The 24122-nt window shown below is 69.7% G+C and carries 25 protein-coding genes; 5 read left to right on the forward strand and 20 right to left on the reverse strand.

Annotated elements, in window-relative coordinates; translation table 11 throughout:
- Positions 1–30 precede the first annotated feature (30 nt).
- Positions 31–942 (forward strand): ribokinase, encoded by a 912-nt coding sequence (locus tag JAV51_RS05735; protein WP_197319571.1) that lies wholly within the window; start codon positions 31–33, stop codon positions 940–942.
- A gap of 6 nt (positions 943–948) precedes the next feature.
- Positions 949–2586: a phosphoenolpyruvate--protein phosphotransferase gene (gene ptsP, locus JAV51_RS05740; protein WP_197319572.1), complete on the forward strand. Its 1638-nt coding sequence runs from the start codon at positions 949–951 to the stop codon at positions 2584–2586.
- A gap of 27 nt (positions 2587–2613) precedes the next feature.
- Here ptsP and JAV51_RS05745 read toward each other — a convergent pair whose 3' ends face one another.
- The 5 genes from JAV51_RS05745 to JAV51_RS05765 form a co-directional block, all read right to left on the reverse strand.
- Entirely contained in the window at positions 2614–3297 is a 684-nt protein-coding gene (locus JAV51_RS05745) for a DUF1707 domain-containing protein (RefSeq protein ID WP_197319573.1), read from the reverse strand.
- An 82-nt stretch (positions 3298–3379) separates the two neighbouring features.
- Positions 3380–4030 (reverse strand): response regulator transcription factor, encoded by a 651-nt coding sequence (locus tag JAV51_RS05750; RefSeq protein ID WP_197319574.1) that lies wholly within the window; start codon positions 4028–4030, stop codon positions 3380–3382.
- Complete coding sequence (gene macS / locus JAV51_RS05755) at positions 4027–5175, reverse strand: MacS family sensor histidine kinase (protein WP_197319575.1); 1149 nt, start codon at positions 5173–5175, stop codon at positions 4027–4029. Before macS ends, JAV51_RS05750 begins: the two co-directional genes overlap by 4 nt.
- Positions 5172–6338, reverse strand: a complete 1167-nt coding sequence (locus JAV51_RS05760; protein WP_197319768.1) for an AI-2E family transporter — start codon at positions 6336–6338, stop codon at positions 5172–5174. The genes macS and JAV51_RS05760 overlap by 4 nt, the downstream gene beginning before the upstream one ends.
- A gap of 120 nt (positions 6339–6458) precedes the next feature.
- A complete protein-coding gene (locus JAV51_RS05765; RefSeq protein ID WP_197319576.1) occupies positions 6459–7232 on the reverse strand; it encodes a dioxygenase in 774 nt (257 codons plus the stop codon).
- 91 nt (positions 7233–7323) lie between these two features.
- Here JAV51_RS05765 and JAV51_RS05770 point away from each other — a divergent pair, with 91 nt between their 5' ends.
- The gene (locus JAV51_RS05770; protein WP_197319577.1) at positions 7324–7701 is read left to right on the forward strand and encodes a hypothetical protein; all 378 of its coding nucleotides are present in this window, start codon (positions 7324–7326) and stop codon (positions 7699–7701) included.
- A 7-nt stretch (positions 7702–7708) separates the two neighbouring features.
- Here the strand turns inward: JAV51_RS05770 and JAV51_RS05775 are convergent, their stop codons facing one another.
- The 12 genes from JAV51_RS05775 to JAV51_RS05830 all read right to left on the reverse strand — a co-directional run bounded on the left by JAV51_RS05775 (position 7709) and on the right by JAV51_RS05830 (position 17339).
- Positions 7709–8170, reverse strand: a complete 462-nt coding sequence (locus tag JAV51_RS05775; RefSeq protein ID WP_197319578.1) for a DUF6194 family protein — start codon at positions 8168–8170, stop codon at positions 7709–7711.
- Between the two features lie 122 nt (positions 8171–8292).
- Positions 8293–9672, reverse strand: coding sequence for a replicative DNA helicase (gene dnaB / locus JAV51_RS05780; protein ID WP_197319769.1), 1380 nt, complete (start codon positions 9670–9672; stop codon positions 8293–8295).
- A gap of 441 nt (positions 9673–10113) precedes the next feature.
- Positions 10114–10911, reverse strand: a complete 798-nt coding sequence (locus JAV51_RS05785; RefSeq protein ID WP_197319579.1) for an ESX secretion-associated protein EspG — start codon at positions 10909–10911, stop codon at positions 10114–10116.
- Between the two features lie 150 nt (positions 10912–11061).
- The gene (locus tag JAV51_RS05790) at positions 11062–12456 is read right to left on the reverse strand and encodes a hypothetical protein (RefSeq protein ID WP_197319580.1); all 1395 of its coding nucleotides are present in this window, start codon (positions 12454–12456) and stop codon (positions 11062–11064) included.
- Positions 12457–12462: 6 nt separating this feature from the next.
- On the reverse strand, positions 12463–13065 hold the full coding sequence (locus JAV51_RS05795; RefSeq protein WP_197319581.1) for a DUF3558 domain-containing protein: 603 nt from the start codon (positions 13063–13065) through the stop codon (positions 12463–12465).
- Complete coding sequence (locus JAV51_RS05800) at positions 13062–13484, reverse strand: hypothetical protein (protein ID WP_197319582.1); 423 nt, start codon at positions 13482–13484, stop codon at positions 13062–13064. The genes JAV51_RS05795 and JAV51_RS05800 overlap by 4 nt, the downstream gene beginning before the upstream one ends.
- A gap of 192 nt (positions 13485–13676) precedes the next feature.
- The gene (rplI, locus tag JAV51_RS05805; RefSeq protein WP_197319583.1) at positions 13677–14132 is read right to left on the reverse strand and encodes a 50S ribosomal protein L9; all 456 of its coding nucleotides are present in this window, start codon (positions 14130–14132) and stop codon (positions 13677–13679) included.
- A gap of 14 nt (positions 14133–14146) precedes the next feature.
- A complete protein-coding gene (gene rpsR, locus JAV51_RS05810) occupies positions 14147–14395 on the reverse strand; it encodes a 30S ribosomal protein S18 (RefSeq protein WP_005442459.1) in 249 nt (82 codons plus the stop codon).
- A gap of 45 nt (positions 14396–14440) precedes the next feature.
- Positions 14441–14920, reverse strand: a complete 480-nt coding sequence (locus JAV51_RS05815; RefSeq protein WP_197319584.1) for a single-stranded DNA-binding protein — start codon at positions 14918–14920, stop codon at positions 14441–14443.
- A gap of 6 nt (positions 14921–14926) precedes the next feature.
- Positions 14927–15259, reverse strand: a complete 333-nt coding sequence (rpsF, locus tag JAV51_RS05820) for a 30S ribosomal protein S6 (RefSeq protein ID WP_197319585.1) — start codon at positions 15257–15259, stop codon at positions 14927–14929.
- Between the two features lie 121 nt (positions 15260–15380).
- Complete coding sequence (locus JAV51_RS05825; protein WP_197319586.1) at positions 15381–16355, reverse strand: hypothetical protein; 975 nt, start codon at positions 16353–16355, stop codon at positions 15381–15383.
- 201 nt (positions 16356–16556) lie between these two features.
- Positions 16557–17339, reverse strand: coding sequence for a hypothetical protein (locus JAV51_RS05830; protein ID WP_197319587.1), 783 nt, complete (start codon positions 17337–17339; stop codon positions 16557–16559).
- A 129-nt stretch (positions 17340–17468) separates the two neighbouring features.
- Between JAV51_RS05830 and JAV51_RS05835 the strand changes: the two genes are divergently transcribed.
- Positions 17469–18245, forward strand: a complete 777-nt coding sequence (locus tag JAV51_RS05835; RefSeq protein ID WP_197319588.1) for a deoxyribonuclease IV — start codon at positions 17469–17471, stop codon at positions 18243–18245.
- Here JAV51_RS05835 and JAV51_RS05840 read toward each other — a convergent pair.
- The 3 genes from JAV51_RS05840 to JAV51_RS05850 all read right to left on the reverse strand — a co-directional run bounded on the left by JAV51_RS05840 (position 18200) and on the right by JAV51_RS05850 (position 23316).
- On the reverse strand, positions 18200–19798 hold the full coding sequence (locus tag JAV51_RS05840; protein WP_197319589.1) for a glycosyltransferase family 87 protein: 1599 nt from the start codon (positions 19796–19798) through the stop codon (positions 18200–18202). The genes JAV51_RS05835 and JAV51_RS05840 overlap by 46 nt on opposite strands.
- A 46-nt stretch (positions 19799–19844) precedes the next feature.
- Positions 19845–22811 carry a transglycosylase domain-containing protein gene (locus JAV51_RS05845; protein WP_307845744.1) on the reverse strand — a complete coding sequence of 989 codons (2967 nt, stop codon included), beginning with the start codon at positions 22809–22811 and terminating at the stop codon, positions 19845–19847.
- 106 nt (positions 22812–22917) lie between these two features.
- The gene (locus JAV51_RS05850) at positions 22918–23316 is read right to left on the reverse strand and encodes a DUF5318 domain-containing protein (RefSeq protein WP_197319590.1); all 399 of its coding nucleotides are present in this window, start codon (positions 23314–23316) and stop codon (positions 22918–22920) included.
- 259 nt (positions 23317–23575) lie between these two features.
- On the opposite strand from JAV51_RS05850, the gene JAV51_RS05855 reads away from it, so the two are divergent.
- Positions 23576–24118, forward strand: coding sequence for a PadR family transcriptional regulator (locus JAV51_RS05855; protein ID WP_197319591.1), 543 nt, complete (start codon positions 23576–23578; stop codon positions 24116–24118).
- The last annotated feature ends 4 nt before the right edge of the window (positions 24119–24122 follow it).

Consider the following 24122-nt stretch of genomic DNA (forward strand, 5'->3'; position numbering starts at 1 on the left):
CCGGTCGGCTTCCGTGGCACTCTTGCTGATGTGACAGCACAGGTGCTCGTGGTCGGGTCGGCCAACGCCGATTTGATCGTGGCCGCGAAGCGTCGTCCGGCGGGAGGCGAGACCGTCCTCGGCGGCGACACCGAGGTGTTGCCCGGGGGCAAGGGAGCCAACACCGCGGTCGCGGCGGCTCGGCTCGGAGCCGACGTCGCGCTGCTCGGCGCGGTCGGCGACGACGCTCACGGCAGGTTGTTGCTCGACTCGCTCTCGACGTCCGGGGTCCGCACCGATTTCGTGCGGGTCGTCGACCGACCCACGGGACTCGCCTTCATCACCGTGACTCCCGACGGCGAGAACTCGATCCTGGTCTCCCCCGGCGCCAACAGCGCGCTCCGGCCCGAGGACGTCACGCCCGCCGTGGCCGGGGCGAGGGTCTTGGTGGTGTCCCTGGAGATTCCGCTCGACACCGTCGACGCCGCGTTCACCACGGCAGCGGCGGCCGGGGCCCGGACGATCCTCAACCTCTCCCCCGTGGCGACCGTGCCGAGGTCGACGCTCGCGGCCGTGGACGTGCTGCTCGTCAACCAGCACGAGGCCGCGTGGCTGCTCGGGGGTTCGGGGGACGCCTCGGTGGTGCGGACCTCGGAACTGTCCGCGTTGCTCGACCTGGGACCGCGGGCGGCGGTGGTCACCGCGGGCGCGCATGGTGCCGTGGTCGTCGAGCCGACCGGAACGAGCGAGGTGCCCTCGCCGCAGGTCGAGGCCGTCGACACGACCGGAGCCGGTGACGCCTTCGCCGGTGCGCTGGCGCACGCACTGGGCCGGGACGACTCCACGGACTCCCGTCCGACGTCGCTGTCCGTCGCGGTCGAGCACGCCGTTCGGGTCGCCGCGTTCTCGGTCACCCGTCGGGGTGCCCAGCCGTCCTATCCCACGTCCGCCGAACTAGGGTGATCCAGCATGCGTGAACCGCAGCTCTCCGGAGTCGGGGTCAGTCCCGGCCGCGCGAGTGGCCCCGTCGTGAAGGTCACCGAGTCGATCGAGGAACCGCCGAACACACCGGCGCCGGACGATCCTCACGCGGAGGCAGCTCGCGTCGCGCCCGCCGCGCAGGCCGTGGCCGCCCGGCTGGAGGCGACGGCGGAGCGGGCCAGTGGCGACGCGGCCGCGATCCTCACCACGACGGCGGCCATGGCCGCCGACCCGGCGTTGGTGAGCCAGGCCGAGCAGCTCGTCACCGCGCAGCGCATTCCCGCCGCCCGCGCCGTGTACGAGGCGGCCAACAACTTCGCCACCGCGTTGGCGTCCGCGGGCGGCTACATGGCCGAGCGGGTCCGCGACATGCACGACGTGCGCGACCGCATCATCGCCGAGCTACAGGGCATCGAGCCGCCCGGAGTGCCCACGCTGGAGCGGCCGAGCGTGCTCGTCGCCCGCGACCTCGCACCGGCCGATACGGCGGCGCTCGACCCCGACATGGTCCTCGCGCTCGTCACCGAGGAGGGCGGTCCCACCAGTCACACCGCGATCCTCGCCCGGTCGCTGCGCATCCCCGCCGTGGTGGCGGTGAAGAACGTCCTTTCGTTGGACGCGGAGGCGGTGGCGGTCGACGGACTCACCGGTGAGGTGCGACCCGTCGATCCTTCGGCGCCCGTGGTGACGGCGACGGACGCCGGCAACGTCGACTGGGAGGGCGTCGGTGCCACGTCCGACGGCCACCGGGTGAAGGTGCTCGCCAACGTCGGCTCGCCCGCCGACGCGCTGGCGGCCGCCGAGGCCGGGGCCGAGGGCGTCGGGCTGTTCCGTACAGAGTTCTCCTACCTCGACGCGGGCGACGAACCCACGGTCGCCGATCAGCAGGCCGCCTACACGGCGGTGCTCACCCCGTTCGCGGGCAAGTCGGTGGTCGTGCGCACGCTCGACGCCGGTGCCGACAAGCCGTTGGAGTTCCTGGCGCAGGAGGACGAGCCGAACCCGGCGCTCGGAGTGCGTGGGTTGCGAGTGGCGTTCGACCGCACGGGGGTGCTCGATCGGCAGCTCGCCGCCATCGCCGGTGCGGCGGAGGAGGCGGGTGCCGAGGTCTCCGTGATGGCGCCGATGGTGGCGACGGCCGAGGAGGCCGCGTGGTTCGCCGAACGGGTCCGGGCAGCCGGGCTGCCGAGAGCGGGCGTGATGATCGAGGTGCCGTCCGCGGCGTTGACCGCCCGCGAGGTCTTCGACGCCGTCGACTTCGTCTCGCTCGGCACCAACGACCTGGCCCAGTACACGTTCGCGGCCGACCGGCAGCTCGGTGCGGTGGCTGCCCTGAACGACCCGTGGCAACCGGCGTTGTTGCGGCTCATCGCGCTCGTCGGCGAGGCCGCGCGCGAGAAGGACAAGCCCGCGGGCGTGTGTGGTGAGGCTGCCGCCGATCCACTGCTCGCGCGGGTGCTCACGGGCCTCGGGATCACGAGCCTGTCCATGAACGCGGGATCGGTCCGCACGGTCGGCGCGAGCCTGGCGTCGGTGACGTTCGACGACTGTCGGCGGGCTGCCGAGGCCGCCCTGGCGGCACCGACGGCCGCGGACGCCCGGGTCGCCGTGGCGGAGACGCAGTAGCCGTCGCGCCTCCCAACACCGGGGCGACTAGCCGAACAGGCCCCTGCGCGGGTGCCGGACGTGCAGCGTTCCCCCGTACAGGCGTCCCGTGACGACGAACCGCGGGGTACCGACGTTGCCGCGCGTCTTGTCGTTGATGGACGACCACTTGATGTCCTGCAGTGCGTTGAGGTCGACCGCCGCGTGGTCGGGAACGACGATGTGCACCGCACCCCACTTGACGTCGAGCTCCACCTGAACGGTCTGGCTCGTGATGACGGCCTCGGTGAAGTCGAGCCGTGTCTCGGCGTACCGGTTGCGCACCACCAGGGACGCGGGCACGGTCCACTGGCCCTTGCGTACCAGGTTGGAGCCGTGTGCCCGGACCACGAGTGATTCGCCCGCGGCGTACGAGGGCGACGTCGGCGGCATGCCGGTCACCCCGCCCGCCGGGGTCCCGTACACCGCGGGGGGCGCTTCCGGGTGCGTGAGCCCGGGGAGATCGGTGAGCACGTCGTTCAGCTCACCGCGAGTGCGGGCCGCGTACGCGATGTCGGCGCGCTCGCTGAACTCGTCGAGCGTGAGCATGCCGCGGCCGATGGCCGTCTTCAGCAGCTCCACCACGTGCTCACGTTCCGCGTCGGACACTCGCAGTCCGCGCAGCCTGCGCTGTTCCGGGGTCAGGCCCGCCTCGGTGTCGTTCTGCTGCGGCTCGGCGTTGTCGTTGCTCACGACGAAAATGCTAGGTAGCCGCGGGCTTCGCGGAATCCGGTGAAACCCTGAAAGCGACCCCGGATTCCACCTGACGCCGACCTCAGGTGTCGCGGTCGAGTCCGTGCTCGATGGCGTAGCGGGCCAGCTCCACGCGATTGTGGAGTTGGAGTTTCCGCAGGGTCGACTGCACGTGGTTCTCGACCGTGCGGTGCGAGATCACGAGTCGGTCCGCGATCTGTTTCGCGGTGAGGCCCTTGGCGACGAGTCGCAGCACCTCGGTCTCCCGCTCGGTCAGTCGCGGTGGGGGCTCGCCCGCGGTGGGGGCGTCGGCCATGCGGCGGTACTCGCCGAGCACCATGCCCGCGAGTCCTGCGGTGAACACGGGGTCGCCCTCGGACGTGCGGCGCACGGCGTCCACCAGTTCCGCCACCGACGCCGACTTCACGAGGTAGCCCGACGCGCCGGCCTTCACGGCCTGGAGGACGTCGTTGTGCTCGCCGCTGGCCGACAGCACGAGCACCCGGGTGTCGGGCAGCTCGCCGGTGATCGCCCTGGTGGCGTCCACGCCGGAGGTGTTGCCGAGGTTGATGTCCATGAGCACGACGTCCGGGCGCACGGCACGGGCGATGCGCACCGCCGCGTCGGCGTCGGGTGCGGTGGCCTTGACGTCGAAGCCGTGCTCGGCGAGGTCCCTGGCGACTCCGTCACGCCAGATGGGGTGATCGTCGACGATCATCACCGACACCGTCATCGGGCTCTCCTTCCTGGTTTCGGCCGGGGAACGCGCAACTCCCATTCGGTGCCCTCGCCCGGGGCGGTCATGAGGGTGCACGTCCCGCCCAGCTCGGCGACGCGGCCTCGGATCGACTTCGCGACACCGAGGTGTCCCTCCGTGAGAGCCTGTTCGAGCCTGCCCGGCGGGATGCCGGGTCCGTCGTCTCTGACCGTCAACACGATCTCCTCCCCCAGGTCTTCGAGCAACACCCAGGCCTTCGCCGTCGGTCCCGCGTGTTTCTCCACGTTGGAGAGCGCCTCGCGGACAGCGGCCACGAGTTCGTCGACCGCGGCGGCGGGCATCGTGACCTCGCCCGCGGGTGCTGCGATCTGCACGCGCGAGGTCGACAGCAGTTGCAGTGCCGAGCGCAGGTCGGCCGTGTCGCTGTCCGAAGCCCCCGCGGGCTCGGTGGTGACCAGTGCTCGCAGCGCGATCTCCTGTTCACCTGCGAGTCGCGCCAGCTCGGCCGCCTCGCCACCCAGCTCGGAGCCACGCCGGCGGACCCGGGCGAGGACCTGCAACACGCTGTCGTGGATGGAGCGGGCCAGTCGCTCCCGTTCGGCGGTGGCGGCCTCCGTGCGCATGGCCCGTGCCAGCGCGGCCTGCGACCGGCGAGCGGTGGTGGCCGTGATTCCGATCAGCAGGCCGCTGGCGGTCAACAGGACGCCGTCCCGTGCCACGTCGAGATCGACGTCGAGGCGCGCCGCGGCAGTGCACACCGTGAGGACCAGACCTCCCACGATCCCGCCCACGGCGCCGAAACGCGCGCCTGCGGCCAGCGGGGGCACCGCAGCCCACACCGTGGTGACCAGCGGCGCGAGTTCGGCGTACTGTGCGTCCGACAGCACGAACGGCGAGGTCAGCATGATGCCGCATGTGATCAGGACGTCGAGGACCACCAACCACGGCGCGCGGCCTCGCGGCCGGACGTAGCCCAGGCTCGACACGCAGGTCCACGCCACCATGCCGGCGAACGCGGTCCAGGCCAGCCAGGGACGGACGTAGCCGTCGAGGTGCACGAGCAGAGCACCGAGTGCGAAGCCGAGGGTCACCCAACGCAGGACGACGGTGCCGTACCAGATCGGTGTCACCGGGTCCCGCAACGACGGGGAGGTGCTCATACCGGGTCGGGCTCCCGCCGGGTGCCGTCGGAGACCTCCGGGGTGTCGTCGGTGTCGTCACCACGAGAGGCGTCGTCCGAGCGGTGGGGCTGTTCTGCCTGCGGTTCCCGGTCGTGGAGCAGCGACTTGATGCCCGAGTTCAACACCGCCAGCAGCGGCACGGACAGCAACGCGCCCGGGATTCCCGCCGTCGTCATGCCCGCCGTGATGGCGAGGATGACGGCGAGTGGGTGCAACCGGACGGCCCGGCCCAACAACAGTGGCTGCAGCACGTGGCTTTCGAGCTGCATCACGCCCACCACGATGGCGAGCACCACGAGCGCGGTCACGAACCCGTTGGTCACGAGCGCCACCAGCACGGCGACCGCACCGGTCACCACCGCGCCGACGATGGGGATGAACGCGCCGAGGAACACCAGCGTCGCCAGCGGGAACACGAGGGGAACACCGACGATCCACAGGCCGATACCGATGCCGACGCCGTCCACCACCGCGACCGCCGCGGTGGCCCGGACGTAGCTGACGAGCGAGGCGAAGCCCCGACGACCGGCGCGGTCGAATCGGCTGCGTGCGAACTCCGGGATGCCTCGCGTGAGGAACTCCCAGATCTCCTCACCGTTCACCAGGAAGAAGATCAGCACGAAGAGGGTGAGCAGGAAGCCGGTCAGGATCTCGCCGACGGTCCCCGCGGTGGTGAGCGCGCTGTCGGCGATGGACGCCTGGTTCTTCTGCAGGAACTCGACCGCGTTGTTGACGAAGTCGACGATCTGGGTCTCGCGCAGGTGCAGCGGCCCGTTGATCAGCCAGTCCTTGACCTGGTCGAGGCTTCGGTTGAGCTGGTTCTGCAGTTCGGGCAGGCCGCTCGTGAACTCGGTGATGACGAAGGTGAGCAGGCCGCCCAGCACGCCGAGCCCGCCGATGAGCACCACGGCTGCGGCGAGCGGTCTCGGCATGAGCGCGCTCAGGCCGAGGACGGCGGGCCCGAGCAGCGCCGCGAGCAGCAGCGCGATGGCCACCGGAACGACGACGAACGACAGGTATCCGACGATCCACACGACCACGTAGAGCGCGGCCATGACGACGAGGAAACGCCACGACAGCGCCGCGGTCACCCGTAGCGACTTGGGCACCAGATAGGTGACGTCCGCGTCCGTGGACAGCACCGATTTCCTGCGTTCTCCGGGGCCGTGACGGCCCCCGTCCCCGTGTTCCGACTCCCTCACGAGGCCACCGTATCGGGTCCGGCGGTGATGATCAGGATGCCTCGCTGCCCGACACGCGGGTCAGTCGAGTTGGAGTGAGCGCTTCGCCAGCCCGTACCAGTAGCCGTCGATCACGGTGCGCGGTGCGGGCCCGGTGGACTGGGCGCCCAACGCGACGAACAGCGGGGCGAAGTGTTCGGTCCTCGGGTGGGCGAGGGCGGCCGCCGGGGCCTTGTTCTCGAAGTCGAGGACGGCGTCCACGTCGCCCGCTGCCAACACCTCGGCACCCCAGTGATCGAACTCCGCCGACCACGAGGGAGGGGGACCGTCGACCCCGGTACGCATCGCGCTGAGGTTGTGGGTGAAGAATCCGCTGCCGATCAAGAGCACTCCCTCGTCGCGCAGCGGCGCGAGCGTGCGACCGAAGTCGTACAGCGCCGTGGCGTCGAGCGAGGGCATCGACACCTGCAACACGGGGACGTCCGCCTGCGGGAACATCTCGACCAGCGGCACGTAGGCGCCGTGATCGAGGCCGCGGGTCGGGTCGCGGTGCACCGGGGTGCCGGTGGCGCGCACCAGCCGTTCGATCCGGTCGGCGAGCTCGGGCGCGCCCGGAGCGGGGTAGGTCACCCGGTAGTACCGCTCGGGGAAACCCCAGAAGTCGTGGAGCAACGGCACCGTGGTCGTGGCACCGATGGTGACCGGAGCCTCCTCCCAGTGCGCCGAGACGACGAGGATCGCCTTCGGGCGGGGGAGGTCGGCGGCCCAGGTCGCCAACTGCCGGGTCCACGTGACGTCGTCGGCGAGTGGTGGTGCGCCGTGGCTGAGGTACAGGACGGGCATGCGGTCGGCCATGGCTCCAGCTCCATTAGGTTGAAACTTCAACCATCAGAATAGCGGGGCGCGCGTGCCGAAACCAGCGACGCGGGTGTGCCTACCATGAGGAATGGTCGGGAACATCCTGATCTACCTCGGAGTCGTGGTGGCCCCCACCGCGTTGTTCGTCGCGATCACATCGGTGCCGCGGATCGTCGCCGCTGTCCGTGCCCGCCGCGCGCGTCCGCCCGTGCCGACCCGGCCACCTCTCGAAAAGCTGGCCGCGGACCTGCGCCGGGTCCGCAGGACGCTCGTCCACTTCGGGTCCGGAACGCCTCTCGTCCGGCGCAGGGCCGCGACCGCCGCCTACGACAGCCTGCTCGTCCAGACGTGCGCGTCCGTCGGTGTCCCACATCGCCTCGACGAGATCGACGAGGGCTTCGAGCGGGACGTCGAACGGCTGCGGGTGGAGCAGGCACTGCGTGACGCCGGGATCGTGCTCGACTGAGGGCCGCTCACCGTTCGGCGCGCGCCGTCCGGTTGTCGTACTTCCGCTTCGCGAACGCGTGCGCCTCCGTAAGCAGCGGGTGCAGGCGTTCGACCGTCGCGGGGCTCGGGTTCACCACGGCCACCCAGTGCTGCGAGGCGTAGAACGGGTGCGGCATGAGCACGTCCCGTGCCGTGTAGTCGACGCCGGTCCGCAGCACGCCCTCGTCGTCGCGCTCGGTGGGCGCGGGCCCGAACCGTTCGACGTAGCTCGCCTTGGTAAGCCCGATGTTGAGCCGGTACGCGCCGTCGGCCGCCAGTTGCGACACGGTCTCGCCGTGATCGCCCGTCACGATCGTCGCGAACGGCAGCGTGCGGGCGATGTCGACGTCGCCGTCAAACCCGTAGAAGAAGAACGTGTCTCCCTCGTGCTCGACGCTGTGGACACCGTCGTAGGAGCCGACGAGGCGCACCAGCTCTTCTGCGGTCATGACCAGTCCTTCCGAGAGGCGAAATGTTCTCTCTTTCGAGCGTGTCATTGAACCGCTTTGTGAGACTTCGCCCGGGAAACCCGCAGGACGATGGCCGAGAAGTCTCAATCAGCCGGGTGACCTCAGTCGTGGGCGAGGTCGGTGAACCGGCTGTAGTGGAGCTGGTGGGCGACGCTGATGGTGCTGGTCGGACCCGCACGGTGCTTGGCGAGAATCAGGTCGGCCTCGCCCGCCCTCGGGTCGTCGCGCTCCCAGGCGTCGGGGCGGTGGATGAGCATGACCATGTCGGCGTCCTGCTCCAGCGAGCCACTTTCCCGCAGGTCGGCGAGCATCGGGCGCTTGTCGGTGCGCTGTTCGGGACCACGGTTCAACTGACTGATCGCCACCACCGGCACTTCGAGTTCCTTGGCGAGCAACTTCAGTTGCCGGGAGAACTCCGAGACTTCCTGTTGGCGTGACTCGACGCGCTTGCCGGAGGTCATCAGCTGCATGTAGTCGACGATGATCAGCTTCAGGTCGTTGCGCTGCTTGAGCCTTCGCGCCTTCGCCCGGATCTCCATCATCGTCAGGTTCGGCGAGTCGTCGATGAACAGCGGCGCCTCGCTGATCTCGCTCATCCGCCTGGCCAGCCGGGTCCAGTCGTCGTCGGTCATGCGGCCACCACGCATGTCGGCGAGTCGGATCTTCGCCTCCGCCGACAGCATGCGCATGACGATCTCGGTGCGACTCATCTCCAGAGAGAAGATGGCGCTGGTCATGCCGTGCTTGATGGAGCAGGACCGGGCGAAGTCGAGCCCGAGCGTCGACTTGCCGACACCGGGGCGGGCGGCGATGATGATCATTTGGCCGGGGTGGAGCCCGTTCGTGACCTCGTCGAGGTCGGCGAAGCCCGTGGGGATGCCCTGTGACACGCCGCCCCGGGAGGCGATGGCGTCGATCTCGTCCATCGTCGGCTGGAGCAGTTCCTCCAGCGCGACGTAGTCCTCGCTGGTGCGCCGTTCGGTGACCTCGTAGATCGCGGCCTGGGCCCGGTCGACGACCTCGTTGATGTCGCCGCCGTCGTTGTTGTCGGCGCCGTAGCCGTACTGCACGATGCGGGTGCCGGCCTCGACGAGCCTTCGGAGAATGGCCTTCTCCGCGACGATCCGCGCGTAGTACCCGGCGTTGGCGGCCGTGGGCACGGTGGCGATCAGCGTGTGGAGGTAGGGAGCCCCACCCACGCGAGCCAGCTCGCCGCGTCGCTCCAGCTCCGCCGACACCGTGATGGGGTCGGCCGGCTCGCCCCGCCCGTAGAGGTCGAGGATGCAGTCGTAGACGGCCTGGTGCGCGGGACGGTAGAAGTCGCCGGGGCGCAACACCTCGACGACGTCGGCGATCGCGTCCTTGGAGAGCAGCATCCCACCGAGCACCGACTGCTCCGCCGCGATGTCCTGGGGCGGCTGGCGCTCGAACCCACCGGTCTCAGCGGTGAACGCGGGACTCCGGTCGTCGGTGATCGCCACTGGTGCAGGCACCTCCTGAAAGGTCGACAGAGGGTCGAACACCCGTTCGACTGGCTGGGTCAGGACGGCGTGCGGGAGGGCGGGTCACGCGACCCGCGTTCGGCGCGTCCGCAGGCACGCTAGATCGCTCGGTCGGACCATGGCAATCCAGCCTGTGGATGCACCTGTGGATAACTTGGGGAAGACTGGCCCCAATCAACCACAGGCCTGTGGATAACTGTGGATAACCTGGGGACAAGTCGTGTCCGGTTTCAGAAAACCGCAGGTCAAACCCTGTGGATAACCTGTGGAAAACTTTGTGGGGAAAACTTCGGCGTGTCGTGGGAAACACGCCCCTCGGCGTGTCGCGGCCCGGGGCCGAACCGGACCCCGGGCCGTGGTTGTGGACAACGTGACCCAGCGTTCAGTCACTGCACGGTGGGCTGAACGGGCGGGGAGAAATCAGGTGAGAGGCAGGCGGCTCTGTGCGTTGCGTAGCCGCTCGGCGAGGACGTGCGGAGTGGCCGGAGTGAACGCGATGGCCGGTTCTCCGCTGCCGGGCACCTCTTCGGTGAGCCACCGACCTTCCGTGGTGTCGATGTAGTTCACCGGCCGCTCGACGCGTTCCCGCCTGCCGTTGCGGTTCCGTCCCGCCACGTACAGGCTGCCCCCGCCCAACCTCGGCAAGGCGAGGATGCGGCGGATCTCCCCGGCGGCCTCCGCGGTCGGACTACGCCGACCGTTCGACATCACGGAGAAGTTCTCGCCGTCGAACTCCCGCCGTGCGCCGTCGCCGGAGATCACGCTCTTGGGCACGTTCACGGGCTGACCGCGGCCGGGACCGAGGTTGGGAAGCTGGGCGATGAAGTTCTCCAACAGCTCGTGGGGATGCACGGAGCCGAGCGCCACCACGTCCGCGTCCGAGTGCCTCACCAGCACGAACGCCGTACCCGAACCGCTACCGGCCAGGACGGTGTAGTTCACCGCCTGGTTCTCGATGCCGCCGTTGATCCAGGCGTAGTACTCCAACGCGGGCCGGGCGATGGCCTCGACGGTCGCCTGCAACGCGGGGTGCACGGCGCGGCCGTCGTGCAGACCGATGCCGGCCAGCTCGGCGTCGGCTCGCTGGTCGCTCAGCCTTCTGGCCTTCTCGTCCTCCCACGTCGGCGTGCTCGCGAGCACGGTGTGGGGTTCGGCGCCGATGCGGCGAATGAGGGCGAGCATGGTGGACGTGGACATGCTCACCTGCTGTTCCAGCACGGTGGTTCCCCGCTCTTTCTCCGGAACCCGGTGCGGTTCGCACTCACGCGGACCGCACCGGGCCAGGTCGAACTAGGTAGAACTTCGAGGGCCGGGGTCGGCGCTCGGTGTGACGGTGTGGGACGCGTCCCGACGTCGCCAGGACGCGAACTACTCGCCGATGACCGGCGGCGCCGTGAGCTCGTCGCTGCCGAACAGCGAGTCGCCGTCCTCCTCGACCAGGTACTTCGTCTGGTGTTCCTCGTCCTCGGAGCCCTGGCCCCGGGCACCGGCTCCGCCCATGGCACCCATCGGCATGCCGCCCATGCCTCGCGCTCCCGCCGCTGCCGCGCCGCCCATCGCGGCGCGTCCGGCGGCGGCTGCACCCGCGCCGGCACCGGGCGCAGCGGCACCGGTCGACGCACCAGGGGAGTTCGGGCCGAGCGGGCCGGGCATCGTACCGAGGCCACCGCCGCCGCTGACGGGGGTGCCACCGCCGCCGCCGCCGAGGTGGGTGGTCGGAGGGGTACCGCCCGGAAGGGTGTTGGGCTGACCACCGCCAGGCCCGATGGGCAGCTTCTTGTCGGGGGTGAAGTTCGAGGCGCTCGTGCCGTCGTCCCACTGGCCGGGGGTGTAGATGCTGCCCGGACCACCCGGGCCGCCGATCCCACCCGGCCCGACACCGCCGGGGTTCGTGCCGCCGGGATATGTGCCACCGGGGTACGGACCCACGGGCACGGCGGTGCCGGTGCCGGTTCCCGTACCACCACCGGTGCCACCGGGGTAGTTCCCGCCCGGGTAGCTGCCACCTGGGATACCACCGGGGCTGACGCTGCCGGGGCTCCCGCCGGGGTAGTTGCCGCCACCACCGGTCCCGCCGTTGCCGCCACCGCCGGTGCCGCCGCCACCGCCGTTGCCGCCGCCGCCGGAGTCCGAGCCGGAGCCGTCGACCTCGACCTCACCGAACTCGCCGTCGACGACGGTGTAGTGCGGCATCTGCTGGCCGTTGGCGTTGCTCACCGAGTAGTAGGCGTTGTAGGCCTCGACGTTGGCCTGCGCCATCTGGTTGTACTGCTGGATCGCCCGGTCGGTGTCGGTCGTCCACGGCGTGATGTCGTTGAGGAAGTTGCTCTCCGGCGGCTTCGCGGGCACCGGCTGGACCTGCGAGAGCACCGTGTTGTAGGCGTCGAGCTGCGAGGCCATGGTGTTGTCGCTCGAGTGCAGCTTGCCCTCGGAGTCCTGCAGCCACTGCTTCAGCGGGTGCGCGCCCGCCTTCGCGGCCTCGGCCGAGTCGCCCTGCCACGCCTCGTCCATGCGCTTGGCGAGCGTGTCCATCTCACTGATGCGCTGGGCGAAGTTGCTCTTCAGCGTGCTGGCGGACTCGCGACCGGTCATCAGCGAGCTGCCGTTGTCGCCCGCGTGGAGCTGCTGGTAGATCTGGTAGGCGTCGAGCTGACGGCCACCGACGTCGGCCGAGTAGTCGCCCGCCTTCTCCTGGGTGAGAAGACCGGCGGTGCCCGCACCTGCCGCGGCGCCGACGACGATGGGAACCAGGAACAAGGGCATTGCGATTCAACCCCCCAGGGTGCTGATGGTGGCTTCGGCGACGTCGGCGGCGAAGCCGCAGGACGCGTCGGCGGAGTCCGCCGAGCCGAGGTTCGTCAGGACGTGAAGCACGGTCTCGTCGTCCACCCCGACCCAGAGGTTGCACGCGCCCGAGTCCCTGGCGTCGACGAGTCCGGAGTAGACGGCCGGGTAACCGGCGACGTCGGTCGGTTCGAAGTACGCGTTCTCGTCCTTCGCCGCGTAGACACCGGCGAGTCCGTCGGTGTTGTCGAGAGCCGTGAGATCGACGGAGTCGAGACTGTCCTCCGTCGACTTCCAACGGCAGGCCTCGCCCTCGAACTGGTCGTTCGGTCGCGTCTCGCCCTCGGTGAGGCCCAGCTCGTCGAGCTGGGCGGACGTCAACGCCGTGCACGGTTCGGACGTCAACGCCGCCGCGTCGAGCGGGTCGGACACCGTCGGAACCTCCGCGCCCGCCGAGTCCGAGGGCACGGTCGGCGCGGTGACGTCGGGCTGCCCGGTGGGAGCGGTCGGCTCCGAGTCGCCCCCGCACGCGGTGAGCACAAACGCCCCGGCGAGCAACGCGACTGCCGCGCAGGTTCGGCGTCTCATACCTCCATCACTCCCGAACCGAACTGGTTGACCGTGTCCTCCGTCTGCTCTTCGCGGGTGGTGATGCCGTCGCGGGCGTTGCGGAGCGCCTCGATGTACTTCTCCACGTACTTGATCATCCGCATGGTGGCCTCGGCGAACGCCTGCCCCGACGGATTGGCCGACGACGTGAAGTCCTGGCTCGCGGGCTCGGAGCCCGGGGGACGCACCCGCGCCATGCCCTCGGCCTGGCGGTAGTCGTCGAGAAGGTTCGAGTGGAGGTCTTCCCACTGGCTGATGACGCTGTCGATCTCCTCGCGCGAGAACCGGTAACCACCGCTGCTCGGCGCCGGAGCTCCGGCGATGGCCGGAGCGCTGACCGAGATCATCCCCCCGAGGGCCTTACCCACACTCGCGCCACCGTCTACTGCATAAACCATGCCCTGTCCCCTTCACGCCGAGCGGTGAGAAGCAGTCTGCTCAGGGCGGACGCAGCGCGCAAGCGCTCTAGCTCGCCCGTTCATTCGGACGTCATCAGGAGTGGTCGGGTTCCCGTTCTGGATCTCAAAACGGCAACGGCGGGACCCCGTGTGCAGGGTCCCGCCGTTGCCGTCGTCGAGAAAGCCGTGCCCTTACTGGGGGACGACCTCCAGCCGCACGTCCGCCGTCACGTCGGGGTGCAGGCGGGCGACGACCTGGTGCTTGCCCAGCGTCTTGATGTGCTGGCCGGTGTCGATGATCCGCTTGTCGAGCTGCGGACCACCGGCGGCGGAGATGGCACTCACGATGTCGGCCGGGGTGACGGAGCCGAAGAGCTTCTTCGAGCCCTCGGCGGCCTTGCCCTTGACCTGGATGGTGCCGAGCTTCTCCAGGGTGGAGCGGATCTCCTTGGCGTGGTCGAGGTCACGGATGCGCCGCGCCTCCTGAACCCGCCGGATGGTGCGGATGTTCTTCTCCGCGCCCTTCGTTGCCGTGATGGCGAGGCCACGCGGCAGCAGGAAGTTGCGCGCGTAGCCGTCCTTGACCTCGACGATGTCGCCGGGGCCGCCGAGGTTCGCGACGTCGGTCGTCAGGATGATCTTTGCCATGTCTGACTTCCTCCTCAGCGAGCCGTCGACGTGTAGGGCAGCAGCGCCATCTCACGCGAGTTCTTGACGGCGGTCGCGACGTCGCGCTGGTGCTGGCTGCAGTTGCCCGTGACGCGACGGGCGCGGATCTTGCCGCGGTCGGAGATGTACTTCCGCAGCATGTTGGTGTCCTTGTAGTCGATCAGCTCGGGGTGACCCTGCTTCTCGGCCTTGCAGAACACGCAGACCTTCTTCTTCGGCTTGCGAACTGGTGGCTTCGCCACGATGTACTCCTGGGGAACGTCGGTGTGGTTGGTTCGGTCGAGGCGTCAGAACGGCGGTTCGTCGGAGAAGCCGCCCCCGCCGCCCGCCGGAGGCGCGGAGCCCCACGGGTCGTCGGCCGGAGCGCTGCTGCCGCCACCGAATCCGCCGCCGCCGCTACCGCGGCTGACCTTGTTGACCTTCGCCGTGGCGTAGCGCAGGGAAGGCCCGATCTCGTCGACCTCGAGCTCGACGACCGTGCGCTTCTCGCCTTCCTTCGTCTCGAACGAGCGCTGCTTCAACCTGCCCTGAACGATGACGCGGGCGCCCCTGGTGAGGGACTCGGCGACGTTCTCGGCGGCCTGGCGCCAGATGTTGCAGCGGAGGAAGAGCGCCTCGCCGTCCTTCCACTCGCCGGTCTGCCGGTCGAAGGTACGTGGCGTGGACGCGACCGTGAAGTTCGCGACCGCGGCACCGGACGGCGTGAACCGCAGCTCAGGATCGGCGGTGAGGTTGCCGACCACAGTGATGATGGTGTCTCCGGCCATCGATTATCAGGCCTTCGCGGCGGCCTTGGCGGCCTTCTTCGCGCCACGCGGCGCGCGCTTGCGGATGACCTTGGTGCGCAGCACGGTCTCCTGGAGCGACAGCTGCCGGTCGAGCTCCTTCACCGCGTCCGAGTCGCTGACGAGGTCGAGGACGGCGTAGATGCCCTCGGCGTTCTTGGCGATCTCGTAGGCCAGGCGACGACGGCCCCACACGTCGACCTTCTCGACACTGCCACCGGACGAGCGGATGACCTGGAGGAAGTTCTCCAGTGTGGGAGCGACGGTGCGCTCGTCGAGCGACGGGTCGAGGATCACCATGACCTCGTAATGGCGTGACACAACCACTCACCTCCTACGGGCTTGAACGGTCACGGACTGTCCGTGACAGGAGGGTTGTCGGGTCGAGTCTAGCCGCGGTGTCCGACCAGGCCGTTTCCGCCCCGCCGGGAGTCGGCCGGGTTCACGCGGCGCGGCGAAGCACCCAACTGCGGACGAGGCCCGCGGTGACGGCGGCCAACGCGATCACGGCGATCAGCATCGGGAGCTGGACGGCCTGACGCAGGTCCTGCGCGGCCAGTGTGTCGGCCTGGCCCGCGTCCCGCACGTCGGCACCGCCGTGTGCGCTGTTGCCGGAGTCGTCACCCACGACGCCGTAGCGAGGGGTGGTCAGGTCGCCGGGCAGGCCGCTGCCGGGGCCGTAGCGCAGGTCCTCCGGCACCGAGATGCCCGCGCCCGGGGCTTCGGCGACCGGGATGCCGCCGTAGTCGCGGCGCTCGGCCCGGCTGTCCCCGGTGGTCTGGAGGCCCTCGTCGGGCAGGTCGGCCCGGCTTTCGCCGCCGGACGTCGGCCGGTCGCCCCCGGTGGAGCCCTTGCCCGAGCCGTCGCCCGCGTTCGGCGCCGACGTGCCCGGTGCCTGCGGCGACGAGGTCGACCCCGCCGCGTTCACGGCCTCGATCGTCAGGGAACAGGCCTCGGCGACGCGCTCGGCGATCGTGTCGAGCGTCGTCTCCTTCGTGGACTTGAGAGCCCCGAGACCGGCCTTGCCCTCCAACGCGTTGCGCACCGCCGCGCCGATCACCTCGCCGTCGACGGTGCTGGTGCGTCGGTCGGGGATGGTGCCGACCTCGATCTGCTCCTTCTCGATCTTGCGGGCCAGATGGTTGGGCCAGATCGTCAAGTGGTGGATCACGACGATGGTCCTGGCCTCCTCGGCGCCCTGCCGCACCAGCTCGGACACCGCGGAGCCGTCGACGAGCACGGTGTCGCCGACGCGTCCACCGATCACCGACGTGCAGTTGTCCGTCGTCACCGTGGCGTCGCCTGCCGAGGCCGTGCCCGCGGTCAGGACCGCCGTGCCGGCGACGGTGGCCGCCACCGCCAGAGAGGCGACGGCGCGGCGGGTCGTCCGGGCGAGAGCGGTGGAGCTGATCCGCACGTGGGTCCTCCCTCGTCGGCCGTCGCGCCGTGGTCGGCCCGACGGTGGGCCTTCATGACCGGCGCGGCCGATCGGTGTCGTTCTCCGGCTTCTTCCGGCAGAGCTGCCGTCGTGTGGACAACGACGATGACACGGGGAGGTGACGCCATGACGCACGGGTGCCGAGTGAGCTGGACTACACCGGCGGATCCCGGTGGGCGGTCAGCGCAGCAGTGCTCGACGGGCCCAGGTGTGGGCGAGCGCGGCGGACACGAGGACCAGCGACAGCACCGCGAGCAGCAGCGGGAGTCGGTCGGTGGCCGCGGCGGGCTCGGAGTCCTTCGCCGCGCGGGGCTCGTGCGGCGTCGCGCTGAAGAGGCTTCCGTCGGACGAGGACGTCGGAGGCGTGTCCAGTGCGCCGGGTGTCCGGCCGGTGCTGACTCCCCACCCGCCGCCGTCCGCGCCCGTACCGGGTGCGGTGCTCGTGGCGGAGTCGGAGGTCGGCGTCCGGTCCGAGAGCGCATTCAGATTCGTGCTCGACGGTTCCGTGTCGGTGCCCGATTCGGGTGACGTCGTATTGTCCGAATCGTTTTCGTCGAAATCACTCTCCGGGGTGTCACCCGGATCGGGATTCGATGTTTCGCCGTTCTGGGAACCCGGCCGGGTGAGTGCGTCCACCGCTCCCTTTCTCGCGTCGCACAGCAGGCCGGTCAGTGCGTCGAAAGCGCGAAGATCGAGCGTGCCGGTCAGGGAGAGCGACGCCGGTCCGTCGGTTTCCCCTTCGCCGTCGGCGCTGTCGTTCGCGTCGGTGGTCCGGACCCTCGCGTCGTCGGGGTCCCGAGCGTCCTCCTGCTTCGTTCCGGCTGCTTGGTCGGCGCACTGACCTGCGACGACAGCGTTCTTCTCCGCGGCCGCGGCCGTGCCGGGAAGGACCAGTGCCGCCGCTGCCGTCAGGGCGATGCCGGTCGAGCCGATGCGCTTGAGATGCCGATTCCCGCTGTCCATGAGCCGTGTCGTCCTCACTTCCGGGTGTGGGTCCCTGTCCCGCATTCCGTCGAATACGATCTTCGTCATTTGTCCGGGACACGGTCACGGTACTCGATTTCGCGGCCTGGGAATCGTTACTCTCGAGTGATGCAGATCGGCGCGCACGTCCGTGATGATGATCCGTTGTCGGCGGCTCGGGAACGCTCGGCCGAAACGGTGCAGTTCTTCCTCGCTGATCCACAGAGTTGGACCAAACCGCAACCGCATCCGCAGGCGGCGGAGTTGGCCGACGCGGGCGTGGAGGTCTACATCCATGCGCCGTACGTGTTGAACGTGGCGTCACTCAACAACCGCATCCGTATCCCGTCACGCAAGACCGTCACCCAGCACGCCGCCGCGGCGGCGGAGACGGGCGCGCGCGGGCTGATCGTGCACGGCGGTCACGTACGCAAGGGCGAGGACCCGGCCGAGGGGCTGGTGAACTGGCGCAAGCTCTTCCAGCGGCAGCAGGACCAGGGCGGGTTCGGCGTTCCCGTGCTCATCGAGAACACGGCGGGCGGTGAGGGGGCCATGGCTCGTGACCTGGACGTCCTCGCCAGGTTGTGGGACGAGGTCGGCGAGTTCGGCGTGGGCTTCTGCCTGGACACCTGCCACGCGTACGCCGCCGGGTGGGACCTCGCGGAGGCGGTGGAACGCGTGCGGGCGATCACGGGCCGGATCGACCTGGTGCACCTCAACAACTCCCGCGACGAGCACGGCTCGCAGCGCGACCGGCACGCGAACGTCGTCGGCGGCGACGGCACCATCGACCCGGAGTTGCTGGTCGCCGTGGCCCGTGAGGCGAAGGCCCCGGTGATCGTCGAGACTCCGCAGGATGGTCAGGGCGCCGACATCGAGTTCCTGCGGGCGAGGTTGTCGACGTGACCGTCGCCGACCCGGCGAGTGCGGCGGCGACGCACCACGACGACGTCGGCGGCACCGTCGAGCACACCGCCCGCGGGGTCGTCCACACCTGCGGCACGCACCGGATCGTGGTGCGGACGGTAGATCTCCCGCACCACGAGGACGCAGAGCAGCACCACGACGAGATCACGCACGACCACCGTGCCGAGGAACCATCCCTCGGGCAGACCCTTGTTGGAGATGCCGAGGTAGTAGAACATCCGTGGCGCCCACACCAGGGCGTCGACGAGCATCCAGCCGAGCAGCAGCCGCCACCGGGGTATCGCCAACACGGCGAGCGGGACCAGCCACAGCGAGTACTGCGGGCTCCAGACCTTGTTCGTGAGCAGGAACGCGGCCACGACGAGGAAGCACAGTTGCGCGAGCCGAGGGCGTCGGGGTGCGGCGAGACCGACGTACGCGATGCCCGCGCACAGTAGGAGGAACAGCGCACCGCTGACGGCGTTGAGCACGGTCGGAGCCTCGCCCTGGGCGAGCGGGCCGTCGAAGCCCTGCCACCCGCTGAAGTACGACACGACGTTGTACAGCGAGTCCGGATCCATGTCCCGCTGGGTGTTGAGTCGGAAGAACTCCGACCACCCGTCCCGGAGGAACACGAGGAACGGCAGGTTGATCACCAGCCAGGTGGCTCCCGCGGCCCCGGCCGCGCGAGCCCACGCCGCCACCTTGCCCGCGCGCAGGCAGAGGACGAGCAGCGGACCGAGGAAGAACAGCGGGTACAGCTTCGCCGCCGCCCCGATGCCGAGCAGCACGCCGGCCAGTACGGGTTTCCGTCGCGACCACGCGAGCAGACCCGTGGCCGCCGCGGCGGTGGCCAGCGCGTCGAAGTTCGTGAACGCGTGCACCACCACGAGCGGTGAGATCGCCGCGATGGCGGCGTCCCACACTCTGCGCCGGGCCGTGCGCGCGACGGCCCAGACGGTGACGAGCCAGGCCGCCGAGAGGAAGAACGCCGTGAGGTTGAAGTAGATCGCCACCGGTAACGCCGTCGGGAGCCAACCCGACTCCGACGCCGACGTCCACGCGTGCGTGAGTTTGGCGTTGACCCACTGGAACAAGCCACTGAGGACCGGGTACTCCATGTACCGGACCTGTTCGCGATCGGTGCCCTCGTTCTCCACCCAGCTCGTCGCGTAGGGGAAGGAGTCGGGCTCGTCGAGTCGCTCGGCGGTGTAGAGCGGGACGATGTCCGAGTAGCACATCGCCACGTACTGCCGCCCCGATCGCCAGTCGAGTTCGGTGCGGCCGTCGTCGGTGACGTACTGCTGGATGCAGGCGGCCTTGCCGAACCAGCCCGCCGTCAGGCCGACGACCGCCAGCAGCAGACAGACCCGCAGCGGGGTCCAGAACCAGTGCCGACCGACGACCGCGTGAGTGCCCAGCGGCCCGCCCAGGGGCCGGGTGGCCGCCTGGGCGAGTGGGTCGGACCAGCTCGGAATCTCCCGCTGCGCGACGTCCAGCGACGCCGTGTCGGGCGTCGGAGCGGAAGACGAGCCATGACTATCGCTGGACACGTCGCGAATGTTACGTGTCCTAGCTCATCCGCTCGCGACCCGTCGGTCACGCAGCGGCGGTGTCCGGAGTGTCGCTTCGGCCGCGCCCGCCGCCGAACCACCAGCCGCCGTCGTCGTCGGTCGGGTCGGTCGGCTCGACGGGCGGGGTCTCCCCGGGACCACCCGGGGGCCAGTTGCCGTCCGGTGGTCCCGGCGGCTGCTCGGTCTCCTCGGGTTCCGTCGTCTCCGGCTCCTCCGGCTCCTCGGAGGTCTCTTCCTCTTCCTCCGGCTCGTCCGCGGGCGGCGGTGGCTCGGGAGTCGGTGTCGTGGGGATCTTGCCGATCGGCTCCACCTCGGGGAACTCGGCCATCGGCTTGTCCGCGAGGTAGGTGTCCATGAAGGTCTTCCAGATCTGCCCCGGAAGGCCGCTGCCGTAGATCTTCCCGCCGTCGGCGTTGCGAATGGGCTCGTTGCGCCCCGTCCCGACCCACACGGCCGCCGAGACGTGGGGGCTGTAGCCCACCATCCAGGCCTCGGAGTTCTCGTCGACCTTCTCCTCGCCCGGGCCGGCGTACTGGTGCGTGCCGGTCTTGCCCGCGCAGGCGCGCCCGCCTTCGCACATCAAGCTCGAGTGCTCCAGCACGGGGATGAGCGACTTGGTGACGTTGCCCGCGATCCGCTTGCTCTCCTCGGGGTCGCTGGAGAAGGCGGGCTCGCCCTCGGTCGCGACGTCCGAGGTCTCGTCGAAGATCAATTCGCCGTCCGGGGTGGTGAGCTTCGCGACGAAGTGCGTCTCGTGGCGGATGCCGTTGTCGGCGAACGTCGCGTAGGCCGAGGCCATGTGCAGCGGCGAGACCATCGTGTCACCACCGCCGATGGAGATGTTGCCGTCGAGCGTGGGCATGGTCGGCCGCGGGTCGGCACCGTCGCCCTTCTCCGGGATGCCCGCCTCGGTGGCCGCGTCGACCACGGCTTGCGGACCCACCTCGTTCACGACGATGTCGAAGAACACGGTGTTGATCGACCGTTTCATGGCTTCCTCGACGGTGCAGACCTCGCCGCAGGAGTCGTTCCCGGAGTTGCGCACCTCACGGCCGCCGAACTCCCGGGGTGAGGTGCCGTCGTAGGTCTCGCCGAGGCCCTTGCCCTTCTTCAACAGCGCGACGAGGTCGAACGGCTTGTACGACGAGCCGGGGTTGCGCTGGGCCGACGCCCAGTCGTACTGACCGCCCGGGACGTCCGGGTCCCACGGTCCGCCGTAGTAGGCCAGCACTCCGCCGGTCTTGGGGTCGACGGCGACCAGCGCTTCCTGCAGCTTCTGGTCCTCGCCCTCCATGACCTGTGTGACCGCCTGCTCGGCGGCCTCCTGGGCCTTCTTGTCGATCGTCAGATGAACGTTGTAGCCCCCGGACTGCAACTTCTCCTCGGGGTAGCCCTTGGCCTCCAGCTCACGCTTGACCTTCTGCTGGATGAACTTCTCCGGCCCGGTGATGGCCTCGGGCTTGTAGTCCTCCTCGTCGACGAGCTCCGGAAGCGTGGCTTCGTCGCGCTCCTTCTGGGTCAGCCAGCCGTTGGAGACCATCCGGTCCATGACGTAGTTCCAGCGCTTCTCCCGGACCTCCGGCATGTCGACACGGCCGGGCTGCTGGATCATGCCCGCCAGCAACGCCGCCTCGGACGGCGTGACGTCCCTGGCCGACTTGCCGTAGTACGCCTGCGCGGCGGTCTCGATGCCGTTCGCTCCGCGACCGAAGTAGATCGTGTTGAGGTAGGCGGTGATGATCTCGTTCTTCGACTGCTCGTTGCTCATCTTGAACGCCTTGACGATCTCGGTCCACTTGCGCATGAACGAGTAGTCGTCGTTCTGGGTGGCCACCTTCACGTACTGCTGCGTGATGGTGGAACCACCGCCGACACCGCCTGTGACCTGGTTGTACACGGCGCGCAGGATGCCGGTGATGTCGAAGCCCGGGTTGGTCTCGAACGTGGAGTCCTCGGCCGCGTAGACCGCGTACTTCACGTGGTCCGGGATCTCGTGGGGCTTGAGCAGGATGCGGTTGCCGTCGCCGCCGGGCGGGACGTCACGTCCCATCTCCGTTCCGTCGGCGTAGAAGTACGTGACGACCTTCCCCTGCTGTTGCGCCACCTCGCGCGGAGAGGGGACGTCGACCAGGAAGTAGGTGACGGCGAAGGCGATGGCCGGGAGAACGAAGAACACCCCGACGAAGGCGTAGAGGGAGCGTCGGATGATCTTCCAGCGGCGCTTGCGCCGTTGAGCCGGGGTCAGCGCGGCCTTGCCCTTCTTCTTGGGTCCCGACGGCTCGTCACCGGCTGCCGAGTCGAGCCCGGCCTCGTGGTGGGCGTCGGCCCGTCCTCGGGCGTCGTCGAAGCCGTCGTCGACGCTGTTGTCGAAGCGGTCGTACCCGTCCGCGCCGTCGGTCGTGCCGTTGTACGCGCGGTGGGTGATGAGTTCCGGTTCGCGGCCGGCGGACTCGGAGGCCGCCGCTGCTCCCGCTCCGGCCGCGGCCCCCGCGGCGGCGGCTCCCGCGGCACGGTCGCCGGGCCGACGCGGCGGGCGCGCTCCGGGAGGCGGGGCGCCGGGCCTGCGACCCTGCGGCGGCGTCGCGCCCGTGGCACGAGCACCGCCCTGGGGCGCCCTGCGGTCGCCGGGAACGGGACGCTCACCCGGGGCGCCGTGGGGACGCCGAGGCCCGCGCGGGGCGCCCTGGTCGGGCGATCCGGGTCGGGACTGCGGTGTACCGGGAGCACCCGATGGTGGCTGCGGTGGACGCTGGGGGTTCTGCGGGCGGCGCTGCGGCTGTCGCGCGCCTGCCGGTGGCGTTCCCTGCGGGGGCCGCGGCCGGGCACCGGGCTGAGGCGGCGGTCCGGGGCGACGTTCCGGGGAACGGGGAGCACGCGAGCGCTCGTCACCAGTGGGCCATTGCGGTCCGGCCGATGGGCCGGGCCGTTCGGCGCCGTGGCGTCGGTCGCCTGGCTCCTCCTCGGGCCAGTGATGGTTTCCCTGGTCGTTCACTCAAGACCCTCCCAGATCGGCGCCTGCTGACACGCCGTTCTGCGAACCGAACCTACGTGCGTTGCGGCATCGAGTGTGGCAACAAGTGTGCAGCCGGTGTTGTGTGTCACTGCCCCGCGGTCCTCCGGGACGGCGGATGCGGGTCCCCAGTTCCGGAGACGTACGACTTGCGGAGATGGTTCCAGCCACACGACCGGCACACCTCCACCACGTAGACGGTGAATTCGCCGAAACGATCGGCCATTCGGTCGAGTTCCTCCGGTGCTCTCGCGGAGCCGGCGGCGTGGCGGAGCTCGTCGCCGTAGACCCAGGCGACGTCGGTCAGTGCGTCGTGGCGGCACACAGGGCACGCCTCGTCGCTCGGGGTGCCGTGGAACTTGGCGGCCCTGAGCAGGTACGGGGTGGCATCGCAGACATCGAGGGTGCTGACCCGACCCGAGTAGTACTCGGCCAACACCGCGCGCCTCTGGAGCGCGTAGTCGACGACCTGCCGCTGGTTTCGCACGTTCACAGCGTACGGGTTTTCGTGGGGGTGAGGGTTCGGCCTCGGCCTCGGGACGTGCGGTGACGGCGCGGACACGCCGAGGAAGAAGGTAACGATCCGGTGAATCCGACCCCGCTCACACGAGCGCGACGAGGTTAGTTGCACCACTTCGATGTATCGGTCCGATATAAATCGGCGGTAGGTTGGGTACTCGAAGGATGGCGGCCCCACGACGCCAACGCCGGGTGAGGCGCTCGACATTCCTGTGAGGAGGTGCAGTGTGCTGGAGCTCGCGATCTTGGGGCTGCTGCACGAGGCACCGATGCACGGCTACGTCCTGCGCAAGCGTTTGCACGAGACGCTCGGCATGGTTCGCACGTTCTCCTACGGCTCGCTCTACCCGACCCTGCGGCGGCTGCTGCGGGCGGGACTGATCGTGGAGGAGCCGGCCGAGACCACGACGGGGTGGAACCGTCGCGCCAAGCGTGTCTACAAGCTGACCGCCGACGGCAAGGAGCGGTTCGCCGAACTCCTCGCCGACGCCGGTCCGCAGACCTGGGACGACGAGGGGTTCGGGGTGCACCTGACCTTCTTCTCCCGGACGCCGGCCGACGTGCGGATGCGGATTCTGGAGGGCAGGCGCCGCCGTGTCGAGGAACGTCGCGAAGGTCTGCGGGCAGCGTTGGCCAGGGCCGAGGAGAAGATCGACCGCTACACCCGTGAGCTGCACCAGCTCGGGCTGGAGGCGAGTGAGCGGGAGGTGCGTTGGCTCAACGAGCTGATCGCGCACGAACAGGCCGAGCAGCGGGGTCAGCAGAGCTGAATCC

The organism is Saccharomonospora sp. NB11 (genome assembly GCF_015910535.1).
Classification (GTDB): Bacteria; Actinomycetota; Actinomycetes; order Mycobacteriales; family Pseudonocardiaceae; genus Saccharomonospora.